A 15,368-nucleotide genomic window follows, 5' to 3' on the forward strand; every position below is an offset into this window, starting at 1 on the left:
TCAGGAGCAGCACCATGAGCCTCAGACTCGGCGACATCGCCCCCGACTTCGAACAGGATTCCAGCGCCGGCAAGATTCGTTTCCACGAGTGGCTGGGCGATAGCTGGGGCGTGCTGTTCTCCCATCCGGCCGACTTCACCCCGGTGTGCACCACCGAACTGGGCTTCACCGCCAAGCTCAAGGATGAGTTCAGCAAGCGCGGCGTCAAAGCCATCGCGCTGTCGGTCGACCCGGTGGACTCGCATCACAAGTGGATCGAAGACATCAACGAAACCCAGAACACGATCGTCAACTTCCCGATCCTGGCCGATGCCGATCGCAAGGTCTCCGATCTCTATGACCTGATCCATCCGAACGCCAACGACACGCTGACCGTGCGTTCGCTGTTCGTGATCGATCCGAACAAGAAGATCCGCCTGACCATCACTTATCCGGCGAGCACCGGGCGCAACTTCCACGAGATCCTGCGGGTGATCGATTCGCTGCAGCTCACCGACAACTACAAGGTGGCGACCCCGGCCAACTGGCAAGACGGTGAAGAAGTGGTGATCGTGCCGTCGCTCAAGGATGAGGAAGAGATCAAGCGACGCTTCCCGAAAGGCTATCGCGCAGTGAAGCCGTACCTGCGCCTGACGCCGCAGCCGAACAAGTGATCTTCTTGGGCAGATCGTTCCCACGCTCTGCGTGGGAATGCCGCCCGTGACGCTCCGCGTCACAGTAGACGCGGAGCGTCCATGGATTCATTCCCGCGCAGAGCGTGGGAACGATCAGCGTGTAGCCACAAAGCAGGGGATTTCAGGCCGTTTCGACGGCCTTTTTTTTCGCCCGAAGAAAGCTGAAATTTATATCTCCAAAACGCATAACCAAATGAATAAATATGATTTATGGATATATTAATCAGCTGGTAAGGTCACTCCCATCGAAGCGAGATCGCAACCCGCGAATCGCCTGTAACGCGCAAGGAATCGTCTGAATGCTGGTCGTCTCACTCGGTGGTAGCCCCAGCCAACGCTCCCGTTCCGGAGTGTTGCTGGAGCGCTCGCAACGCTGGTTGCAGGAGCAGGGAGTGGAAGTGGTGAGTTATCAGGTGCGGGACTTCCCGGCCGAAGACCTGCTCCACGCCCGCTTCGACAGCCCGAAGGTGCTCGACCTGCTGGCGCAGATTGAAAACGCCGACGGCCTGCTGATCGCCACCCCGGTCTACAAAGCGTCATTTTCAGGCGCGCTGAAGACCGTGCTCGACCTGCTGCCGGAGCGCGCCCTGAACCACAAGATTGTTCTGCCGATGGCCACCGGCGGCAGCATCGCCCACATGCTGGTGGTCGATTACGCCCTCAAGCCCGTGCTGTCGGCGTTGAAAGCCCAGGAAATGCTGCAAGGCATCTTCGCCGAGGACAGCCAGATCGCGTACGGCGAAGGCAGTGCCCAGGCGCAATTGGCACCAGCACTGGAGCAGCGTCTGCATGAAGCGCTGGATCAGTTTGTCAGCGCCATGGCCCGCCGGCCGAAACCGCTGGAGCCGGGCTTGTTGAATGAACGTTTGTTGAGTGCTCGCTGGAGCATTTAAGCCTCACCGAAACTTGAAGTACTCACCTTACTCAGCCGTCAACGGCCAAGCAGGTGCAGCCAAAACCCAACAGCAAAAAGGAGAGCGCTATGCGCACTGTATTTTTGCGTCGTGGTCTGGTCGCTCTGTTTGCTGCGGCTGTCACCTTCGGCGCCATCACTCAAGCTCAGGCCGAGACGCTACGAATCGGTTATCAGAAGTACGGCACGCTGGTGCTGCTCAAAGCCAAAGGCACGCTGGAAAAACGTCTGGCCGCCCAAGGCGTCGACGTGCAATGGACTGAGTTCCCCGGTGGCCCGCAATTGCTTGAAGGCCTGAACGTCGGCTCGATCGACTTCGGTGTCACCGGCGAAACCCCACCGGTGTTCGCTCAGGCAGCCGGTGCCGATCTGCTCTACGTCGCCTACGAACCGCCGGCGCCGAACAGCGAAGCGATCCTCGTGCCGAAAGACTCGCCGATCAAATCGGTGGCCGATCTCAAAGGCAAGAAAGTCGCCCTGAACAAAGGCTCCAACGTCCACTACCTGCTGGTGCGTGCGCTGGAAGACGCCGGTCTCAAGTACTCCGACATTCAAACCGTATTCTTGCCGCCCGCCGATGCCCGCGCCGCGTTCGAGCGTGGCAGCGTCGACGCGTGGGTCATCTGGGATCCGTACCAGGCCGCTGCCGAGAAACAGCTGCAGGCGCGCACCCTGCGTGACGGCAAAGGCATCGTCGACAATCACCAGTTCTACCTCGCCACCAAGCCCTACGCCCAGAAAAACCCCGAGGTGATCAAGACCCTCGTCGAGGAAGTGCGCGCGGTGGGCGAGTGGTCCAAGGCCAACCCGCAGGACGTGACCCAACAGGTCGCGCCGCTGCTCGGCCTGCCGGCGGAGATCACCCTGACCTCGGTGAAACGCCAGGGCTACGGCGCGCTGTTCCTGACCCCGGAAGTGGTCGCCGCGCAGCAGAAAATCGCTGACACGTTCTTCCAGCTCAAGCTGATTCCCAAGCCGTTGAGCATCAAGGACGTGATCTGGACACCACCGGCCGCTGTGGCCCAAAGCTCGGCCACCCAAGCCCAGTAACTCGAATTCCCAAGGAGACCACTCCATGAGCCTCAATATCTTCTGGTTCCTGCCTACCCACGGCGACGGCCATTACCTTGGCACCGCCGAAGGCGCTCGCGCCGTCGACCACGGTTATCTGCAACAAGTCGCGCAAGCGGCGGATCGTCTGGGTTTCGGCGGCGTGCTGATTCCCACTGGCCGCTCCTGCGAAGACTCGTGGCTAGTGGCGGCGTCGCTGATCCCGGTGACCCAGCGTTTGAAGTTCCTCGTTGCCCTGCGCCCCGGGATCATTTCCCCGACGGTCGCGGCGCGGCAGGCAGCCACGCTCGATCGTCTGTCCGGCGGCCGTGCGCTGTTCAACCTGGTGACCGGTGGCGACCCGGAAGAGTTGGCCGGCGACGGTCTGTTCCTCAGCCACGAGGAGCGCTATCAGGCTTCGGTGGAATTCACTCGCATCTGGCGTCGTGTGCTGGAAGGCGAAACGGTTGATTACGACGGCCAGCACATCAGCGTGAAGGGCGCCAAGCTGCTCTATCCGCCGATCCAGCAACCGCGTCCGCCGCTGTACTTCGGCGGATCTTCTGAAGCGGCACAGGATTTGGCTGCGGAACAAGTCGAGATGGTGCTGACCTGGGGCGAGCCGCCAGCAGCCGTCGCCGAGAAGATCGAACAGGTGCGGGCCAAAGCCGCCAAGCTCGGCCGCACTGTGCGCTTCGGCATTCGTCTGCACGTGATCGTACGGGAAACCAACGCCGAGGCCTGGCAAGCGGCAGACCGGCTGATCTCGCATCTGGACGACGACACCATCGCTCGCGCTCAAGCTTCGCTGGCGCGTTTCGATTCGGTCGGCCAGCAACGCATGGCCGCGCTGCACGGCGGCAGCCGCGACAACCTCGAAGTCAGCCCGAACCTGTGGGCCGGTGTCGGTCTGGTGCGCGGTGGTGCCGGTACCGCGCTGGTTGGCGATGGCCCGACTCTGGCTGCACGCGTGAAGGAATACGCGGATCTGGGTATCGATACCTTCATCTTCTCCGGTTATCCACACCTCGAAGAATCGTACCGGGTCGCTGAGCTGCTGTTCCCGCACCTCGACATCGAGCGTCCGGAACTGCCGAAAAGTGCCGGTTACGTCAGTCCGTTCGGCGAGATGGTTGCCAACGACATTCTTCCCAAAGCCGCGTCGCAGAGCTGAGGCGCGCCATGAAGAAAATCATCCACAGCCTCGCGCCCTGGACGTTGCCGGTGTTGTTACTGGCGGTGTGGCAGTTGTCGGTGTCGGCCGGCTGGTTGTCGACGCGGATCCTGCCGGCGCCGGTGGCGGTGATCGAGGCCGGTGTCAGTCTGGTGCGCAGCGGCGAAATCTGGACGCACCTGGCAATCAGCGGCTGGCGCGCGGCGCTGGGCTTCGCCATCGGCGGCAGCATCGGTCTGGTACTGGGTTTCATCACCGGCCTGTCGAAGTGGGGCGAGCGCCTGCTCGACAGCTCGGTGCAGATGATCCGCAATGTGCCGCACCTGGCGCTGATCCCGCTGGTGATCCTGTGGTTCGGCATCGACGAGTCGGCGAAGATTTTCCTGGTGGCATTGGGCACTTTGTTCCCGATCTACCTCAACACCTATCACGGCATCCGCAACGTTGATCCGGCGCTGGTGGAAATGGCGCGCAGTTACGGCTTGAGCGGTTTCAGCCTGTTCTGGCAGGTGATTCTGCCGGGCGCGCTGCCTTCGATTCTGGTTGGCGTGCGCTTCGCGTTGGGCTTTATGTGGCTGACGCTGATCGTCGCCGAAACCATTTCCGCCAGCTCTGGCATTGGCTATCTGGCGATGAACGCCCGGGAGTTCTTGCAGACCGACGTGGTGGTGTTGGCGATCCTGCTTTACGCCGTGCTCGGCAAACTCGCCGACCTCGCCGCCCGTGGACTTGAACGTGTGTGGCTGCGCTGGCATCCGGCCTATCAGGTTGCCAAGGGAGGTGCGGCATGACCGCTCAACAACCTCCACGCTTGCTGCGCGGGATTCCGCTGGTGGTGCGCAACCTGCAGAAAACCTTCGGTGCGCGGCAGGTGCTGCGTGACATCGACCTGCACATTCCGGCGGGGCAATTCGTCGCCGTGGTCGGGCGTAGTGGTTGCGGCAAAAGTACTTTGCTGCGCTTGCTCGCCGGCCTCGATCAACCGACTGGCGGTGACTTGCTGGCCGGATCTGCGCCGCTCAGCGATGCGCGGGAAGACACCCGCTTGATGTTCCAGGAAGCACGGCTGCTGCCGTGGAAAAAGATCATCGACAACGTCGGGCTCGGCCTCAAGGGCAACTGGCGTCCGCAAGCTCTGGAAGCGCTGGAAGCGGTGGGGCTGGCGGATCGTGCCCATGAATGGCCGGCGGCGTTGTCCGGTGGGCAGAAGCAGCGCGTCGCACTGGCGCGGGCGCTGATCCACCAACCGCGTCTGCTGTTGCTCGACGAACCGCTCGGTGCGCTGGACGCCCTGACCCGGATCGAGATGCAGCAACTGATCGAGCGCTTGTGGCAGCAGCACGGCTTCACGGTGCTGCTGGTGACCCACGACGTCAGCGAAGCGGTAGCGATTGCCGACCGGGTGATTTTGATCGAGGACGGCGAAGTCGGTCTCGATCTGCAAGTGGAATTGCCGCGCCCTCGGGTACGTGGCTCGCACCGACTGGCGGCGCTGGAAACCGAAGTGCTCAACCGCGTTTTGTCCCTGCCTGGCGAACCGCCAGAGCCAGAACCTGTTTCACCCCTGCCTACGCAATTGCGTTGGGCGCAATAACTCAAGTTCTATCAACGACAGGAATCAAAGCCATGACTATCAAAGCCATCAACGTGCGCAACCAGTTCAAAGGCTCGATCAAGGAGATCGTTCTCGGCGACGTGCTGTCGGAAATCGATGTGCAAACCGCTTCGGGCATCGTCACTTCGGTGATCACCACCCGTTCGGTCAAGGAGCTGGAACTGGCGGTGGGCAGCGAAGTGATCGCCTTCGTGAAATCCACCGAGGTGTCGATCGCCAAGTTGTAAGCCTGTGAGTAAAAAACAACCCCGAAAGGCGTGAGCCCTTCGGGGTTTTTTGTGCATGGCGATCGTTCCCATGCTCCGCGTGGGAATGCCACTTGGGACGCTCCGCGTCCAGTGACGCGGAGCGTCACGGGCTGCATTCCCACGCAGAGCGTGGGAACGATCATGGCTCAGCGCTTGGGTAGATACGGCGGCAGATACAGGCCGATGTAAGCATCAAACACCCTCATCCCTTCCTCGGCCATGCGCGGCGTGATCTGCCCATGCTGCTGCACTGAGCGCGCATACACGCGGTCGCCCAGCTCCATCGCCAGGGCAAACACGTCGACGTCGCTCGGCAGGCGCGGTAATTCGAAGTGATGGTCGAACAGCTTGTGCATCAGGTCGCCCAGTTCGATGTCGTGCTGGCGGTCAGCCTGGGTCACTTCGGTCAGCCCGTGCTGAGCAAGGATCAACTGGCGAGCAGCCGCGTCTTCATCGTAGATCTCCAGCATCCGCTCCTCGACCAGCCGCGACAGGTCGCGCCAGTCGCGCAGGGCATCGTGGTCGATCGGCGCTTGCAGGCAGGCGCGAAACGCCGCATGCACATCGGCGGTCAGCGCTTCGAGTAACGCCGGCACGCTGGCGAAGAAGTGGTACACGGAGGAGGGCGGAATCTGCGCGCGTTCGGCCACGCTGTAGATCGACAGGCTGGCCACACCCTCGGCGGCCAGCAACGTGCGCGCGGCATCGAGTATCGAATCGATCCGCGCCTGGCTGCGGGCACGGGGTTTGCGGACGGGGGCGGGACGCGTCATGGAAGTCTCCTGCGGGGCAGCGGGCATTGTACGAGCCGAGCCGTGTGTTGTCTGCCAGGACGCCTTCGGGAGCAAGCCCCCTCCCACAGTTGATCTTCTGTGTACAAAAAATCCCTATTCGCTGTAGATCCCCTGTGGGAGGGGGCTTGCTCCCGAACCGCCGTAGGCGGCCATTCAGATCAGAATTCGGTCATAAAAAAACGCCGCTGGCTGCAATAGCCAACGGCGTTCTTTCTGGCACTACAACCGCTTACACGGTATGCAGGTACCAGTTGTACTCGAGGTCGGAGATGGAGTGTTCGAACTCCTCCAGCTCGCTCTCTTTGCAGGCGACGAAGATATCGATGTATTTCGGATCGATGTACTTGGCCATTACCTCGCTGTCGTCCAGCTCACGCAGGGCATCGCGCAAGTTGTTCGGCAGGCTTTGTTCGTTCTGCTCGTAACTGTTGCCTTCGACCGGAGCGCCCGGTTCGATCTTGTTCACCAGGCCGTGATGCACGCCGGCCAGGACCGAAGCCATCAGCAGATACGGGTTGGCGTCGGCGCCGGCCACGCGGTGTTCGATCCGCACGGCATCGGCAGAGCCGGTCGGTACGCGGATCGCCACGGTGCGGTTGTCCAGGCCCCAGCACGGCGAGTTCGGCACATAGAACTGTGCGCCGAAACGACGGTACGAGTTGACGTTCGGGCAGAGGAAAGCCATCTGCGCCGGCAGGGTCTCGAGCACACCGCCGATCGCGTGACGCAGCGCGGCGTTCTGCTCGGGATCCTCGCTTGCAAAGATGTTCTTGCCATCTTTGTCGAGCACCGAGATGTGGACATGCAGACCGTTACCTGCCTGGCCCGGGTAAGGCTTGGCCATGAAGGTGGTGTCCATTTCATGGTCGTAGGCGATGTTCTTGATCAGACGCTTGAGCAGTACCGCGTAGTCGCATGCCTTGATCGGGTCGGCGACGTGGTGCAGGTTCACTTCGAACTGCGCCGGGGCACTTTCCTTGACGATGGCGTCGGCCGGGATGCCTTGCTCTTTGGCACCTTCCAGAATGTCCTGAAGGCAGTCGACGTATTCGTCGAGATCGTCGATCAGGTACACCTGTGTCGAATGCGGACGTTTGCCGGAAACCGGCGAGCGTGGTGGTTGCGGACGACCGTTCACGTTCTCCTGGTCGATCAGATAGAACTCGAGTTCGAACGCGGCGCAAATAGTCAGGCCCATTTCATCGAACTTGCGAACCACATTAGCCAGCACTTCTCGCGGGTCGGCAAAGAATGGCTGGCCTTCGAGTTCATGCATGGTCATCAACAGTTGCGCGGTTGGGCGCTTCTGCCATGGCTCGTTGCACAGGGTGTCGGGGATTGGATAGCAGATCCGGTCGGCGTCGCCGATGTCCAGGCCCAGGCCGGTGCTTTCCACCGTAGAACCATTGATATCCAGAGCAAATAGAGAGGCCGGCAGGTTGATGCCTTTCTCGTAAACCTTGTGGAGGCTGGTGCGTTCAATGCGCTTGCCGCGCACCACACCATTCATATCCGCAATCAGAAGGTCAACGTACAGAACCTCAGGATGTTCCTTAAGGAACGCGTTCGCTTCGTTAAGCTGAACGGCACGCGGGGGTACCGACATGATGCAACACCTTTGTTGTTAAAAATATCAATCATTGATCTTTTCTGGTTTCAGTCAACCCGAACGGCATGCCGAAGTCAAGCGAGGCCTTTTTTGCCCTAAAAAAGCGCTGTGAGGGCATTTATGAGGCAATTTAGGGCGGTTTTCTGTCCTTGGGACGCTTGGCACCCGCGGGCTTGAGCAGGCCGTGTTGTATTTTTTACGGGGGTGTTGTGTAAAAAAATGAACAAGGCTAAGCTCGGATCAAACCCATAACAGCAATAATACCGGGGTGCTTCATGTCTCGCCTGCCGTTAATCGGCATCACCGACTGCTCGCAACAGTCCGGTCTGCATGCTCAACACATCAGTGGCGACAAATCCGTCCATAGCGCAGCCAGCAAGGCTCGCGATCTGTCGACGAGGTTCTCGTCGGCAGCAGGCAGAACGGCAGCGTCCGTTATTCTGGACGTACGGCAAAGCATCCTGTTTATGGCGTCTCCTTCCAATATAGATCTCTTTGAGTCCCAAAGCCTGTGCCGCTTCTCCAGCCGTGCTCGTGATTCTGCACGCCTTGAATGTGCACAGGAAATGCAACGCCAGCGTAAAGGGCAGGTAAGCTCCTCTTTCATTGTCGATGCGCGGTGCCGGGCGTAAGCCGGCACTGCGCGCAAGCAAGCCCCTTTAACGCGACGCCACGGCGTCAAACTTTGCCTGACACGATGTCAGGAGACTCAGCCCAGAGGCATTTATGAGTAACAACCTCGACCAGCTCACCGATTGGTTGAAAGACCACAAGATCACAGAAGTCGAATGCATGATCGGCGACTTGACCGGTATCACCCGGGGCAAGATCTCGCCGACCAACAAGTTCATCGCCGAAAAGGGCATGCGCCTGCCAGAGAGCGTACTGCTGCAGACCGTGACCGGCGACTATGTCGAAGACGACATCTATTACGAACTGCTCGACCCGGCCGACATCGACATGATCTGCCGTCCCGACCAGAACGCCGTGTACCTGGTGCCATGGGCCGTCGAGCCGACGGCGCAGGTGATCCACGACACTTACGACAAGCAAGGCAACCCGATCGAGCTGTCGCCGCGCAACGTCCTCAAGAAAGTCCTGAAACTCTATGCCGACAAGGGCTGGCAGCCGATCGTGGCGCCGGAAATGGAGTTCTACCTGACCAAGCGCAGTGACGACCCTGACTACCCGCTGCAGCCGCCAATCGGCCGTTCGGGCCGTCCGGAAATCGGTCGTCAGTCGTTCTCCATTGAAGCGGCGAACGAATTCGACCCGCTGTTCGAAGACGTCTACGACTGGTGCGAACTGCAGGAACTGGACCTCGACACGCTGATCCACGAAGACGGCACGGCGCAGATGGAAATCAACTTCCGTCACGGCGACGCGCTGTCGCTGGCCGACCAGATCCTGGTGTTCAAGCGCACCATGCGCGAAGCCGCGCTCAAGCACGACGTGGCCGCGACCTTCATGGCCAAGCCGATGACCGGTGAGCCGGGCAGTGCGATGCACCTGCACCAGAGCATCATCGACATCGAGACCGGCAAGAACGTGTTCTCCAATGAAGACGGGACCATGAGCCAGCTGTTCCTGCACCACATCGGTGGCCTGCAGAAGCTGATTCCGGAATTGCTGCCGCTGTTCGCGCCGAACGTCAACTCGTTCCGTCGCTTCCTGCCGGACACTTCGGCACCGGTGAACGTGGAGTGGGGCGAAGAAAACCGCACCGTGGGCCTGCGCGTACCGGATGCTGGCCCGCAGAACCGTCGCGTGGAAAACCGCCTGCCGGGTGCCGACGCCAACCCGTACCTGGCGATCGCCGCGAGCCTGCTCTGCGGTTACATCGGTATGGTTGAAGGCCTCAATCCGAGTGCGCCAGTCGTTGGCCGTGGTTACGAGCGCCGCAACCTGCGCCTGCCGCTGACCATCGAGGACGCACTGGAGCGCATGGAAAACAGCACCACCGTCGAGAAATACCTCGGCAAGACTTTCATCACAGGCTACGTCGCGGTCAAGCGGGCCGAGCATGAAAACTTCAAGCGCGTGATCAGTTCCTGGGAGCGTGAGTACCTGCTCTTCGCCGTCTGATACGCCGGGCGCGGCTGGCAGCAGCCGCGCCTTCACCGATAACAAGGAGAATTGGCATGACCAGCAACAACCCGCAAACCCGTGAGTGGCAAGCCCTGAGCAGCGATCACCACCTGGCCCCGTTCAGCGACTTCAAGCAGCTGAAAGAAAAGGGTCCACGGATCATCACCAACGCCAAGGGCGTGTACCTGTGGGACAGCGAGGGCAACAAGATCCTCGATGGCATGGCGGGTCTGTGGTGCGTGGCGATCGGTTATGGCCGCGATGAGCTGGCTGACGCAGCCGCGAAGCAGATGCGCGAACTGCCTTACTACAACCTGTTCTTCCAGACTGCGCACCCGCCGGCGCTGGAACTGGCCAAGGCCATCGCCGACGTTGCGCCAGAAGGCATGAACCACGTGTTCTTCACCGGTTCCGGCTCCGAAGGCAACGACACCATGCTGCGCATGGTCCGTCACTACTGGGCGATCAAGGGCCAGCCGAACAAGAAAGTCATCATCAGCCGCAAGAACGGTTATCACGGTTCGACCGTGGCCGGCGCGAGCCTGGGTGGCATGACTTATATGCACGAACAGGGCGATTTGCCGATTCCGGGCATCGTCCACATCGCGCAGCCGTACTGGTTCGCCGAGGGCGGTGACATGTCGCCGGAAGAATTCGGCATCTGGGCGGCCAATCAACTGGAAGAGAAGATTCTCGAAGTCGGCGTGGACAACGTCGGTGCCTTTATTGCCGAGCCGATCCAGGGCGCCGGTGGCGTGATCATTGCGCCAGACACCTACTGGCCGCGCATCAAGGAAATCCTCGCCAAGTACGACATCCTGTTCGTGGCAGACGAAGTGATCTGCGGTTTCGGCCGTACCGGTCAGTGGTTCGGTTCGGATTTCTACGGTCTGAAACCGGACATGATGACCATCGCCAAAGGCCTGACGTCCGGCTACATCCCGATGGGTGGCCTGATCGTGCGTGACGAAGTGGTGAAGGTGCTCAACGAAGGCGGCGATTTCAACCACGGCTTCACCTACTCCGGGCACCCGGTGGCGGCAGCGGTGGGGCTGGAAAACATCCGGATTCTGCGCGACGAGAAAATTATCGAGAACGTGCGCAACGAAACGGCACCGTATTTGCAGAAACGTCTGCGCGAACTCAACGATCACCCGTTGGTGGGTGAAGTGCGCGGCGTCGGTCTGCTGGGGGCGATCGAGCTGGTGCAGGACAAGGCCACTCGCAAGCGTTACGAAGGCCGGGGTGTAGGCATGATCTGCCGGCAGTTCTGCTTCGATAACGGCCTGATCATGCGCGCTGTGGGCGACACCATGATCATTGCGCCGCCGCTGGTAATCAGCAAGGCGGAGATCGATGAGTTGGTAACAAAGGCACGCAAGTGCCTGGACCTGACCCTCAGTGCGTTGCAGTCCTGAGTGCTAGGCTTCGAGCGGGGGAGCTGCGGCGCTCTCGCTTGAAGGTGTCAGAAAGGTTGGCCTTTTCTTGAAAGACCGCCTCCGATCTTGCCAGACTAGCCGCGGTTCCAGTTGTCGGGGTTCGGCCGCTGAACAAAGTGGTTCAAAAAAGAAAAATTTGGAGCATGACGCATGAAGGCATTAGGTAAAAAGCTTGCTGGCAAGACTCTTCTCGCTTTGTCCGTCGCGGGCATGATGGCGGGTGCGGTTCACGCGGACGACAAAGTGCTGCACGTCTACAACTGGTCCGACTACATCGCTCCGGATACCATCGCCAACTTCGAGAAAGAGTCCGGGATCAAAGTCGTCTACGACGTATTCGACAGCAACGAAACTCTGGAAGCCAAACTGCTGGCGGGCAAGTCCGGTTATGACGTGGTTGTGCCGTCGAACAACTTCCTGGCCAAGCAGATCAAGGCTGGCGTTTATCAGGAGCTGGACAAGTCCAAGCTGTCCAACTACAGCAACCTGAACAAGTCGCTGCTCAAGGCCGTTTCGGTCAGCGACCCGGATAACAAACACGCCTTCCCGTACATGTGGGGCTCGATCGGCATCGGCTACAACCCGGAGAAGGTCAAGGCTGCGCTGGGCGTTGACACCATCGATTCCTGGGACACTCTGCTCAAGCCGGAGAACATCGCCAAGCTCAAGGGCTGCGGTGTGAGCTTCCTCGATTCGCCGACCGAAATGCTCCCGGTCGCGCTGCACTATCTGGGCCTGCCAACCGACAGCCAGAAGAAAGAAGACATCAAGAAAGCCGAGGATCTATTCCTCAAGATTCGCCCTTCGATCACCTACTTCCACTCCTCCAAGTACATCTCGGACCTGGCCAACGGCAACATCTGCGTAGCGGTCGGCTACTCGGGTGACGTGCAGCAGGCCAAGTCCCGTGCCGCCGAGGCCGGTGACAAGGTCAAAGTCAGCTATGCCATTCCGAAGGAAGGTGCCGGCAGCTTCTATGACATGGTCGCGATTCCGAAAGATGCGGAAAACATCGACGGCGCCTACAAGTTCATGAACTACCTGCTGCAACCGAAAGTGATGGCCGAGATCACCAACGCTGTGCGCTTCCCTAACGGTAACGCCGAAGCGACCCAGTACGTGAACAAGGACATCACCTCCGATCCAGGCATCTACCCGCCAGCCGACGTGCAGGCCAAGTTGTATGCGATCGCCGATTTGCCGGCCGCTACCCAGCGTGAGCTGACCCGCAGCTGGACCAAGATCAAATCCGGTAAATAAGCCGGTTTGAAGCAGCAACCGCTGGCCGTCGTCCCCGCGAAGGCGGCCAGCGGATCAATTAAATGACATAAAGTTTTGCTGGAACGGTTTTTCGAGGGTAAGTTGCGCGCCGGTTTTGTTGCCGGGCAGCCATGGCTGTCATGTAACGCTGGGCAACTTGGGCCCAACTAATTTAGAGGACCTCCACTTGCCTGTTTTTTCTTCTTTGCGCAAAGCCCTGCTGGCCGCTGCCGGCCTGACGATCGCTGTCGGAGCCCAGGCCGCCGGTACGGTGCATATTTATAACTGGTCGGATTACATCGGCGAGAGCACCCTGGCCGACTTCCAGAAAGAAACCGGGATCAAACCGGTCTACGACGTGTTCGATTCCAACGAAACCCTGGAGGGCAAGCTGCTGGCCGGGCGTACCGGTTACGACGTGGTCGTGCCGTCGAACCACTTCCTTGGCAAGCAGATCAAGGCGGGCGCGTTCCAGAAACTCGACAAGGCGCAGCTGCCGAACTATTCGAACCTCGATCCGGTGCTGCTCAAGCGCCTGGAACAGAACGACCCGGGCAACCTCTACGCTGTACCGTACCTGTGGGGCACCAACGGCATCGGTTACAACGTCGAGAAAGTCAAAGCCGTGCTCGGTATCGACAAGATCGATTCCTGGAACGTGCTGTTCGAGCCTGAGAACATCAAGAAGCTGCACAGCTGCGGCGTAGCGTTCCTCGACTCGGCGGATGAAATGATGCCGACCGTGCTCAACTACATGGGCCTGAACGCCAACAGCACCAATCCCAAGGATTACGAAAAAGCCACGGCCAAGCTGCTCGCCGTGCGTCCTTACGTGACCTACTTCCACTCCTCGAAATACATCGGTGATCTGGCCAACGGCGACATCTGCGTGGCCATCGGTTTCTCCGGCGACATCTTCCAGGCCAAGCACCGTGCCGAAGAAGCCAAGAAGGGCGTGAACATCGCCTACTCGATTCCGAAAGAAGGCGGCGCGCTGTGGTTCGACATGCTGGCGATTCCGAAGGACTCGTCCAATGTCAAAGAGGCCCACGCCTTCATCAACTATTTGCTGAAACCTGAGGTGATCGCCCAGGTCAGTGATTACGTTGGTTACGCCAACCCCAACCCGGGTTCGGACAAGCTGATGGAGCAGTCCATCCGCACCGATGAAGCGGTTTATCCGCCGCAAGCGGTCCTCGACAAGACCTACGTGTCGACCGAGTTGCCGCCCAATATTCAGCGTTTGATGACCCGCAGCTGGACCAAGGTCAAGTCGGGCAAGTAAGGCACAAACTATCCTGGGTTCGTCCGCGTTGGGCGAACTGCACTGTTTTTTTCTGGGAGTTTCGTAAATGGCAGTTGCCTCCGGCGCCTATAAGAAAGCCCTCGAGGGCGACCAGACACCTAAACAGGTGTTGGTCAAAATCGACCGGGTCACGAAGAAGTTCGACGAGACGATTGCCGTGGACGATGTGTCCCTGGAAATCAAGAAAGGCGAGATCTTCGCCCTGCTCGGCGGTTCGGGATCGGGCAAATCCACTCTGCTGCGGATGCTGGCAGGGTTCGAACGGCCCACGGAGGGGCGCATTTTCCTCGACGGCGTCGACATCACCGACATGCCGCCGTACGAGCGACCGATCAACATGATGTTCCAGTCGTACGCCTTGTTCCCGCACATGACCGTGGCGCAGAACATCGCCTTCGGCCTCAAGCAGGACAAGATCCCGACGGCGGAAGTCGATGCCCGCGTGGCCGAAATGCTCAAGCTGGTGCAGATGAGCCAGTACGCCAAGCGCAAACCGCATCAACTCTCCGGCGGCCAGCGTCAGCGGGTGGCGCTGGCACGTTCGCTGGCCAAGCGACCGAAGCTGTTGTTGCTCGACGAACCGATGGGCGCACTGGACAAGAAACTGCGTTCGCAGATGCAGCTGGAACTGGTGGAAATCATCGAGCGCGTGGGTGTTACCTGCGTGATGGTGACCCACGACCAGGAAGAGGCCATGACCATGGCCGAGCGCATCGCGATCATGCACCTGGGCTGGATTGCCCAGATCGGCAGCCCGATCGACATCTACGAAACCCCGACCAGCCGTCTGGTCTGCGAATTCATCGGCAACGTGAACATCTTCGAAGGCGAAGTGATCGACGACGCCGAAGGCCACGCGACCATCACCTGCAAGGACCTCGACCGGCAGATCTACGTCGGCCACGGCATCAGCACCTCGGTGCAGGACAAGTCCGTCACCTACGCGATCCGTCCGGAGAAGCTGCTGGTCACCGCCGAGATGCCGACCTGCGAGTACAACTGGTCGAGCGGCAAGGTGCATGACATTGCCTACCTGGGCGGTCACTCGGTGTTCTACGTCGAACTGCCGAGCGGCAAGCTGGTGCAGTCGTTCGTCGCCAACGCCGAACGTCGCGGCGCGCGTCCGACCTGGGGTGATCAGGTTTACGTGTGGTGGGAAGACGACAGCGGCGTGGTACTTCGCTCATGAACATGCGCA

Annotated in this window: 15 protein-coding genes; 13 read left to right on the plus strand and 2 right to left on the minus strand. The window is 60.1% G+C overall.

The window, feature by feature from the left end; all coding sequences use genetic code 11:
• Nucleotides 1-14: 14 nt before the first annotated feature.
• From PseAD21_RS05830 to PseAD21_RS05860, 7 genes are all read left to right on the plus strand, one after another.
• Nucleotides 15-653, plus strand: a complete 639-nt coding sequence (locus PseAD21_RS05830) for a peroxiredoxin (RefSeq protein WP_041072107.1) — start codon at nucleotides 15-17, stop codon at nucleotides 651-653.
• Between the two features lie 320 nt (nucleotides 654-973).
• Nucleotides 974-1,567 carry an NADPH-dependent FMN reductase gene (gene ssuE, locus PseAD21_RS05835; RefSeq protein WP_027610508.1) on the plus strand — a complete coding sequence of 198 codons (594 nt, stop codon included), beginning with the start codon at nucleotides 974-976 and terminating at the stop codon, nucleotides 1,565-1,567.
• An 89-nt stretch (nucleotides 1,568-1,656) separates the two neighbouring features.
• A complete protein-coding gene (locus PseAD21_RS05840) occupies nucleotides 1,657-2,637 on the plus strand; it encodes a sulfonate ABC transporter substrate-binding protein (RefSeq protein WP_102354872.1) in 981 nt (326 codons plus the stop codon).
• A 25-nt stretch (nucleotides 2,638-2,662) separates the two neighbouring features.
• On the plus strand, nucleotides 2,663-3,811 hold the full coding sequence (ssuD, locus tag PseAD21_RS05845) for an FMNH2-dependent alkanesulfonate monooxygenase (protein WP_102354873.1): 1,149 nt from the start codon (nucleotides 2,663-2,665) through the stop codon (nucleotides 3,809-3,811).
• An 8-nt stretch (nucleotides 3,812-3,819) separates the two neighbouring features.
• A complete protein-coding gene (gene ssuC / locus PseAD21_RS05850; RefSeq protein ID WP_102354874.1) occupies nucleotides 3,820-4,602 on the plus strand; it encodes an aliphatic sulfonate ABC transporter permease SsuC in 783 nt (260 codons plus the stop codon).
• Entirely contained in the window at nucleotides 4,599-5,405 is an 807-nt protein-coding gene (gene ssuB, locus PseAD21_RS05855) for an aliphatic sulfonates ABC transporter ATP-binding protein (RefSeq protein ID WP_102354875.1), read from the plus strand. The genes ssuC and ssuB overlap by 4 nt, the downstream gene beginning before the upstream one ends.
• Before the next feature lie 32 nt (nucleotides 5,406-5,437).
• Nucleotides 5,438-5,653: a molybdopterin-binding protein gene (locus tag PseAD21_RS05860; RefSeq protein WP_007967989.1), complete on the plus strand. Its 216-nt coding sequence runs from the start codon at nucleotides 5,438-5,440 to the stop codon at nucleotides 5,651-5,653.
• A gap of 167 nt (nucleotides 5,654-5,820) precedes the next feature.
• On the opposite strand, the gene PseAD21_RS05865 is transcribed toward PseAD21_RS05860, so the two are convergent.
• Nucleotides 5,821-6,447 (minus strand): TetR/AcrR family transcriptional regulator, encoded by a 627-nt coding sequence (locus tag PseAD21_RS05865; RefSeq protein WP_102354876.1) that lies wholly within the window; start codon nucleotides 6,445-6,447, stop codon nucleotides 5,821-5,823.
• A gap of 250 nt (nucleotides 6,448-6,697) precedes the next feature.
• Nucleotides 6,698-8,074, minus strand: a complete 1,377-nt coding sequence (locus PseAD21_RS05870; protein ID WP_102354877.1) for a glutamine synthetase family protein — start codon at nucleotides 8,072-8,074, stop codon at nucleotides 6,698-6,700.
• Nucleotides 8,075-8,352: 278 nt separating this feature from the next.
• Between PseAD21_RS05870 and PseAD21_RS29445 the strand changes: the two genes are divergently transcribed.
• The 6 genes from PseAD21_RS29445 (at nucleotide 8,353) to PseAD21_RS05895 (ending at nucleotide 15,359) form a co-directional block, all read left to right on the plus strand.
• Complete coding sequence (locus PseAD21_RS29445; protein WP_146011265.1) at nucleotides 8,353-8,709, plus strand: glutamine amidotransferase; 357 nt, start codon at nucleotides 8,353-8,355, stop codon at nucleotides 8,707-8,709.
• 94 nt (nucleotides 8,710-8,803) lie between these two features.
• Nucleotides 8,804-10,162, plus strand: coding sequence for a glutamine synthetase family protein (locus tag PseAD21_RS05875; protein ID WP_102354878.1), 1,359 nt, complete (start codon nucleotides 8,804-8,806; stop codon nucleotides 10,160-10,162).
• Nucleotides 10,163-10,218: 56 nt separating this feature from the next.
• The gene (locus PseAD21_RS05880; protein WP_102354879.1) at nucleotides 10,219-11,583 is read left to right on the plus strand and encodes an aspartate aminotransferase family protein; all 1,365 of its coding nucleotides are present in this window, start codon (nucleotides 10,219-10,221) and stop codon (nucleotides 11,581-11,583) included.
• A 171-nt stretch (nucleotides 11,584-11,754) separates the two neighbouring features.
• A complete protein-coding gene (locus PseAD21_RS05885; RefSeq protein WP_102354880.1) occupies nucleotides 11,755-12,864 on the plus strand; it encodes a polyamine ABC transporter substrate-binding protein in 1,110 nt (369 codons plus the stop codon).
• Nucleotides 12,865-13,051: 187 nt separating this feature from the next.
• Complete coding sequence (locus PseAD21_RS05890; protein ID WP_102354881.1) at nucleotides 13,052-14,149, plus strand: polyamine ABC transporter substrate-binding protein; 1,098 nt, start codon at nucleotides 13,052-13,054, stop codon at nucleotides 14,147-14,149.
• A 67-nt stretch (nucleotides 14,150-14,216) separates the two neighbouring features.
• A complete protein-coding gene (locus tag PseAD21_RS05895) occupies nucleotides 14,217-15,359 on the plus strand; it encodes an ABC transporter ATP-binding protein (RefSeq protein ID WP_025112033.1) in 1,143 nt (380 codons plus the stop codon).
• The last annotated feature ends 9 nt before the right edge of the window (nucleotides 15,360-15,368 follow it).

Origin of the sequence: Pseudomonas sp. AD21 (genome assembly GCF_002878485.1) — a bacterium.
Lineage (GTDB): Bacteria > Pseudomonadota > Gammaproteobacteria > Pseudomonadales > Pseudomonadaceae > Aquipseudomonas.

What these genes read in the sequence shown, in the direction of transcription:
- PseAD21_RS05830 (WP_041072107.1), top strand. Translation starts at nt 15, where the DNA reads ATGAGCCTCAGACTCGGCGACATCGCCCCCGACTTCGAACAGGATTCC.
- ssuE (WP_027610508.1), top strand. Translation starts at nt 974, where the DNA reads ATGCTGGTCGTCTCACTCGGTGGTAGCCCCAGCCAACGCTCCCGTTCC.
- PseAD21_RS05840 (WP_102354872.1), top strand. Translation starts at nt 1,657, where the DNA reads ATGCGCACTGTATTTTTGCGTCGTGGTCTGGTCGCTCTGTTTGCTGCG.
- ssuD (WP_102354873.1), top strand. Translation starts at nt 2,663, where the DNA reads ATGAGCCTCAATATCTTCTGGTTCCTGCCTACCCACGGCGACGGCCAT.
- ssuC (WP_102354874.1), top strand. Translation starts at nt 3,820, where the DNA reads ATGAAGAAAATCATCCACAGCCTCGCGCCCTGGACGTTGCCGGTGTTG.
- ssuB (WP_102354875.1), top strand. Translation starts at nt 4,599, where the DNA reads ATGACCGCTCAACAACCTCCACGCTTGCTGCGCGGGATTCCGCTGGTG.
- PseAD21_RS05860 (WP_007967989.1), top strand. Translation starts at nt 5,438, where the DNA reads ATGACTATCAAAGCCATCAACGTGCGCAACCAGTTCAAAGGCTCGATC.
- PseAD21_RS05865 (WP_102354876.1), bottom strand. Translation starts at nt 6,447, where the DNA reads ATGACGCGTCCCGCCCCCGTCCGCAAACCCCGTGCCCGCAGCCAGGCG.
- PseAD21_RS05870 (WP_102354877.1), bottom strand. Translation starts at nt 8,074, where the DNA reads ATGTCGGTACCCCCGCGTGCCGTTCAGCTTAACGAAGCGAACGCGTTC.
- PseAD21_RS29445 (WP_146011265.1), top strand. Translation starts at nt 8,353, where the DNA reads ATGTCTCGCCTGCCGTTAATCGGCATCACCGACTGCTCGCAACAGTCC.
- PseAD21_RS05875 (WP_102354878.1), top strand. Translation starts at nt 8,804, where the DNA reads ATGAGTAACAACCTCGACCAGCTCACCGATTGGTTGAAAGACCACAAG.
- PseAD21_RS05880 (WP_102354879.1), top strand. Translation starts at nt 10,219, where the DNA reads ATGACCAGCAACAACCCGCAAACCCGTGAGTGGCAAGCCCTGAGCAGC.
- PseAD21_RS05885 (WP_102354880.1), top strand. Translation starts at nt 11,755, where the DNA reads ATGAAGGCATTAGGTAAAAAGCTTGCTGGCAAGACTCTTCTCGCTTTG.
- PseAD21_RS05895 (WP_025112033.1), top strand. Translation starts at nt 14,217, where the DNA reads ATGGCAGTTGCCTCCGGCGCCTATAAGAAAGCCCTCGAGGGCGACCAG.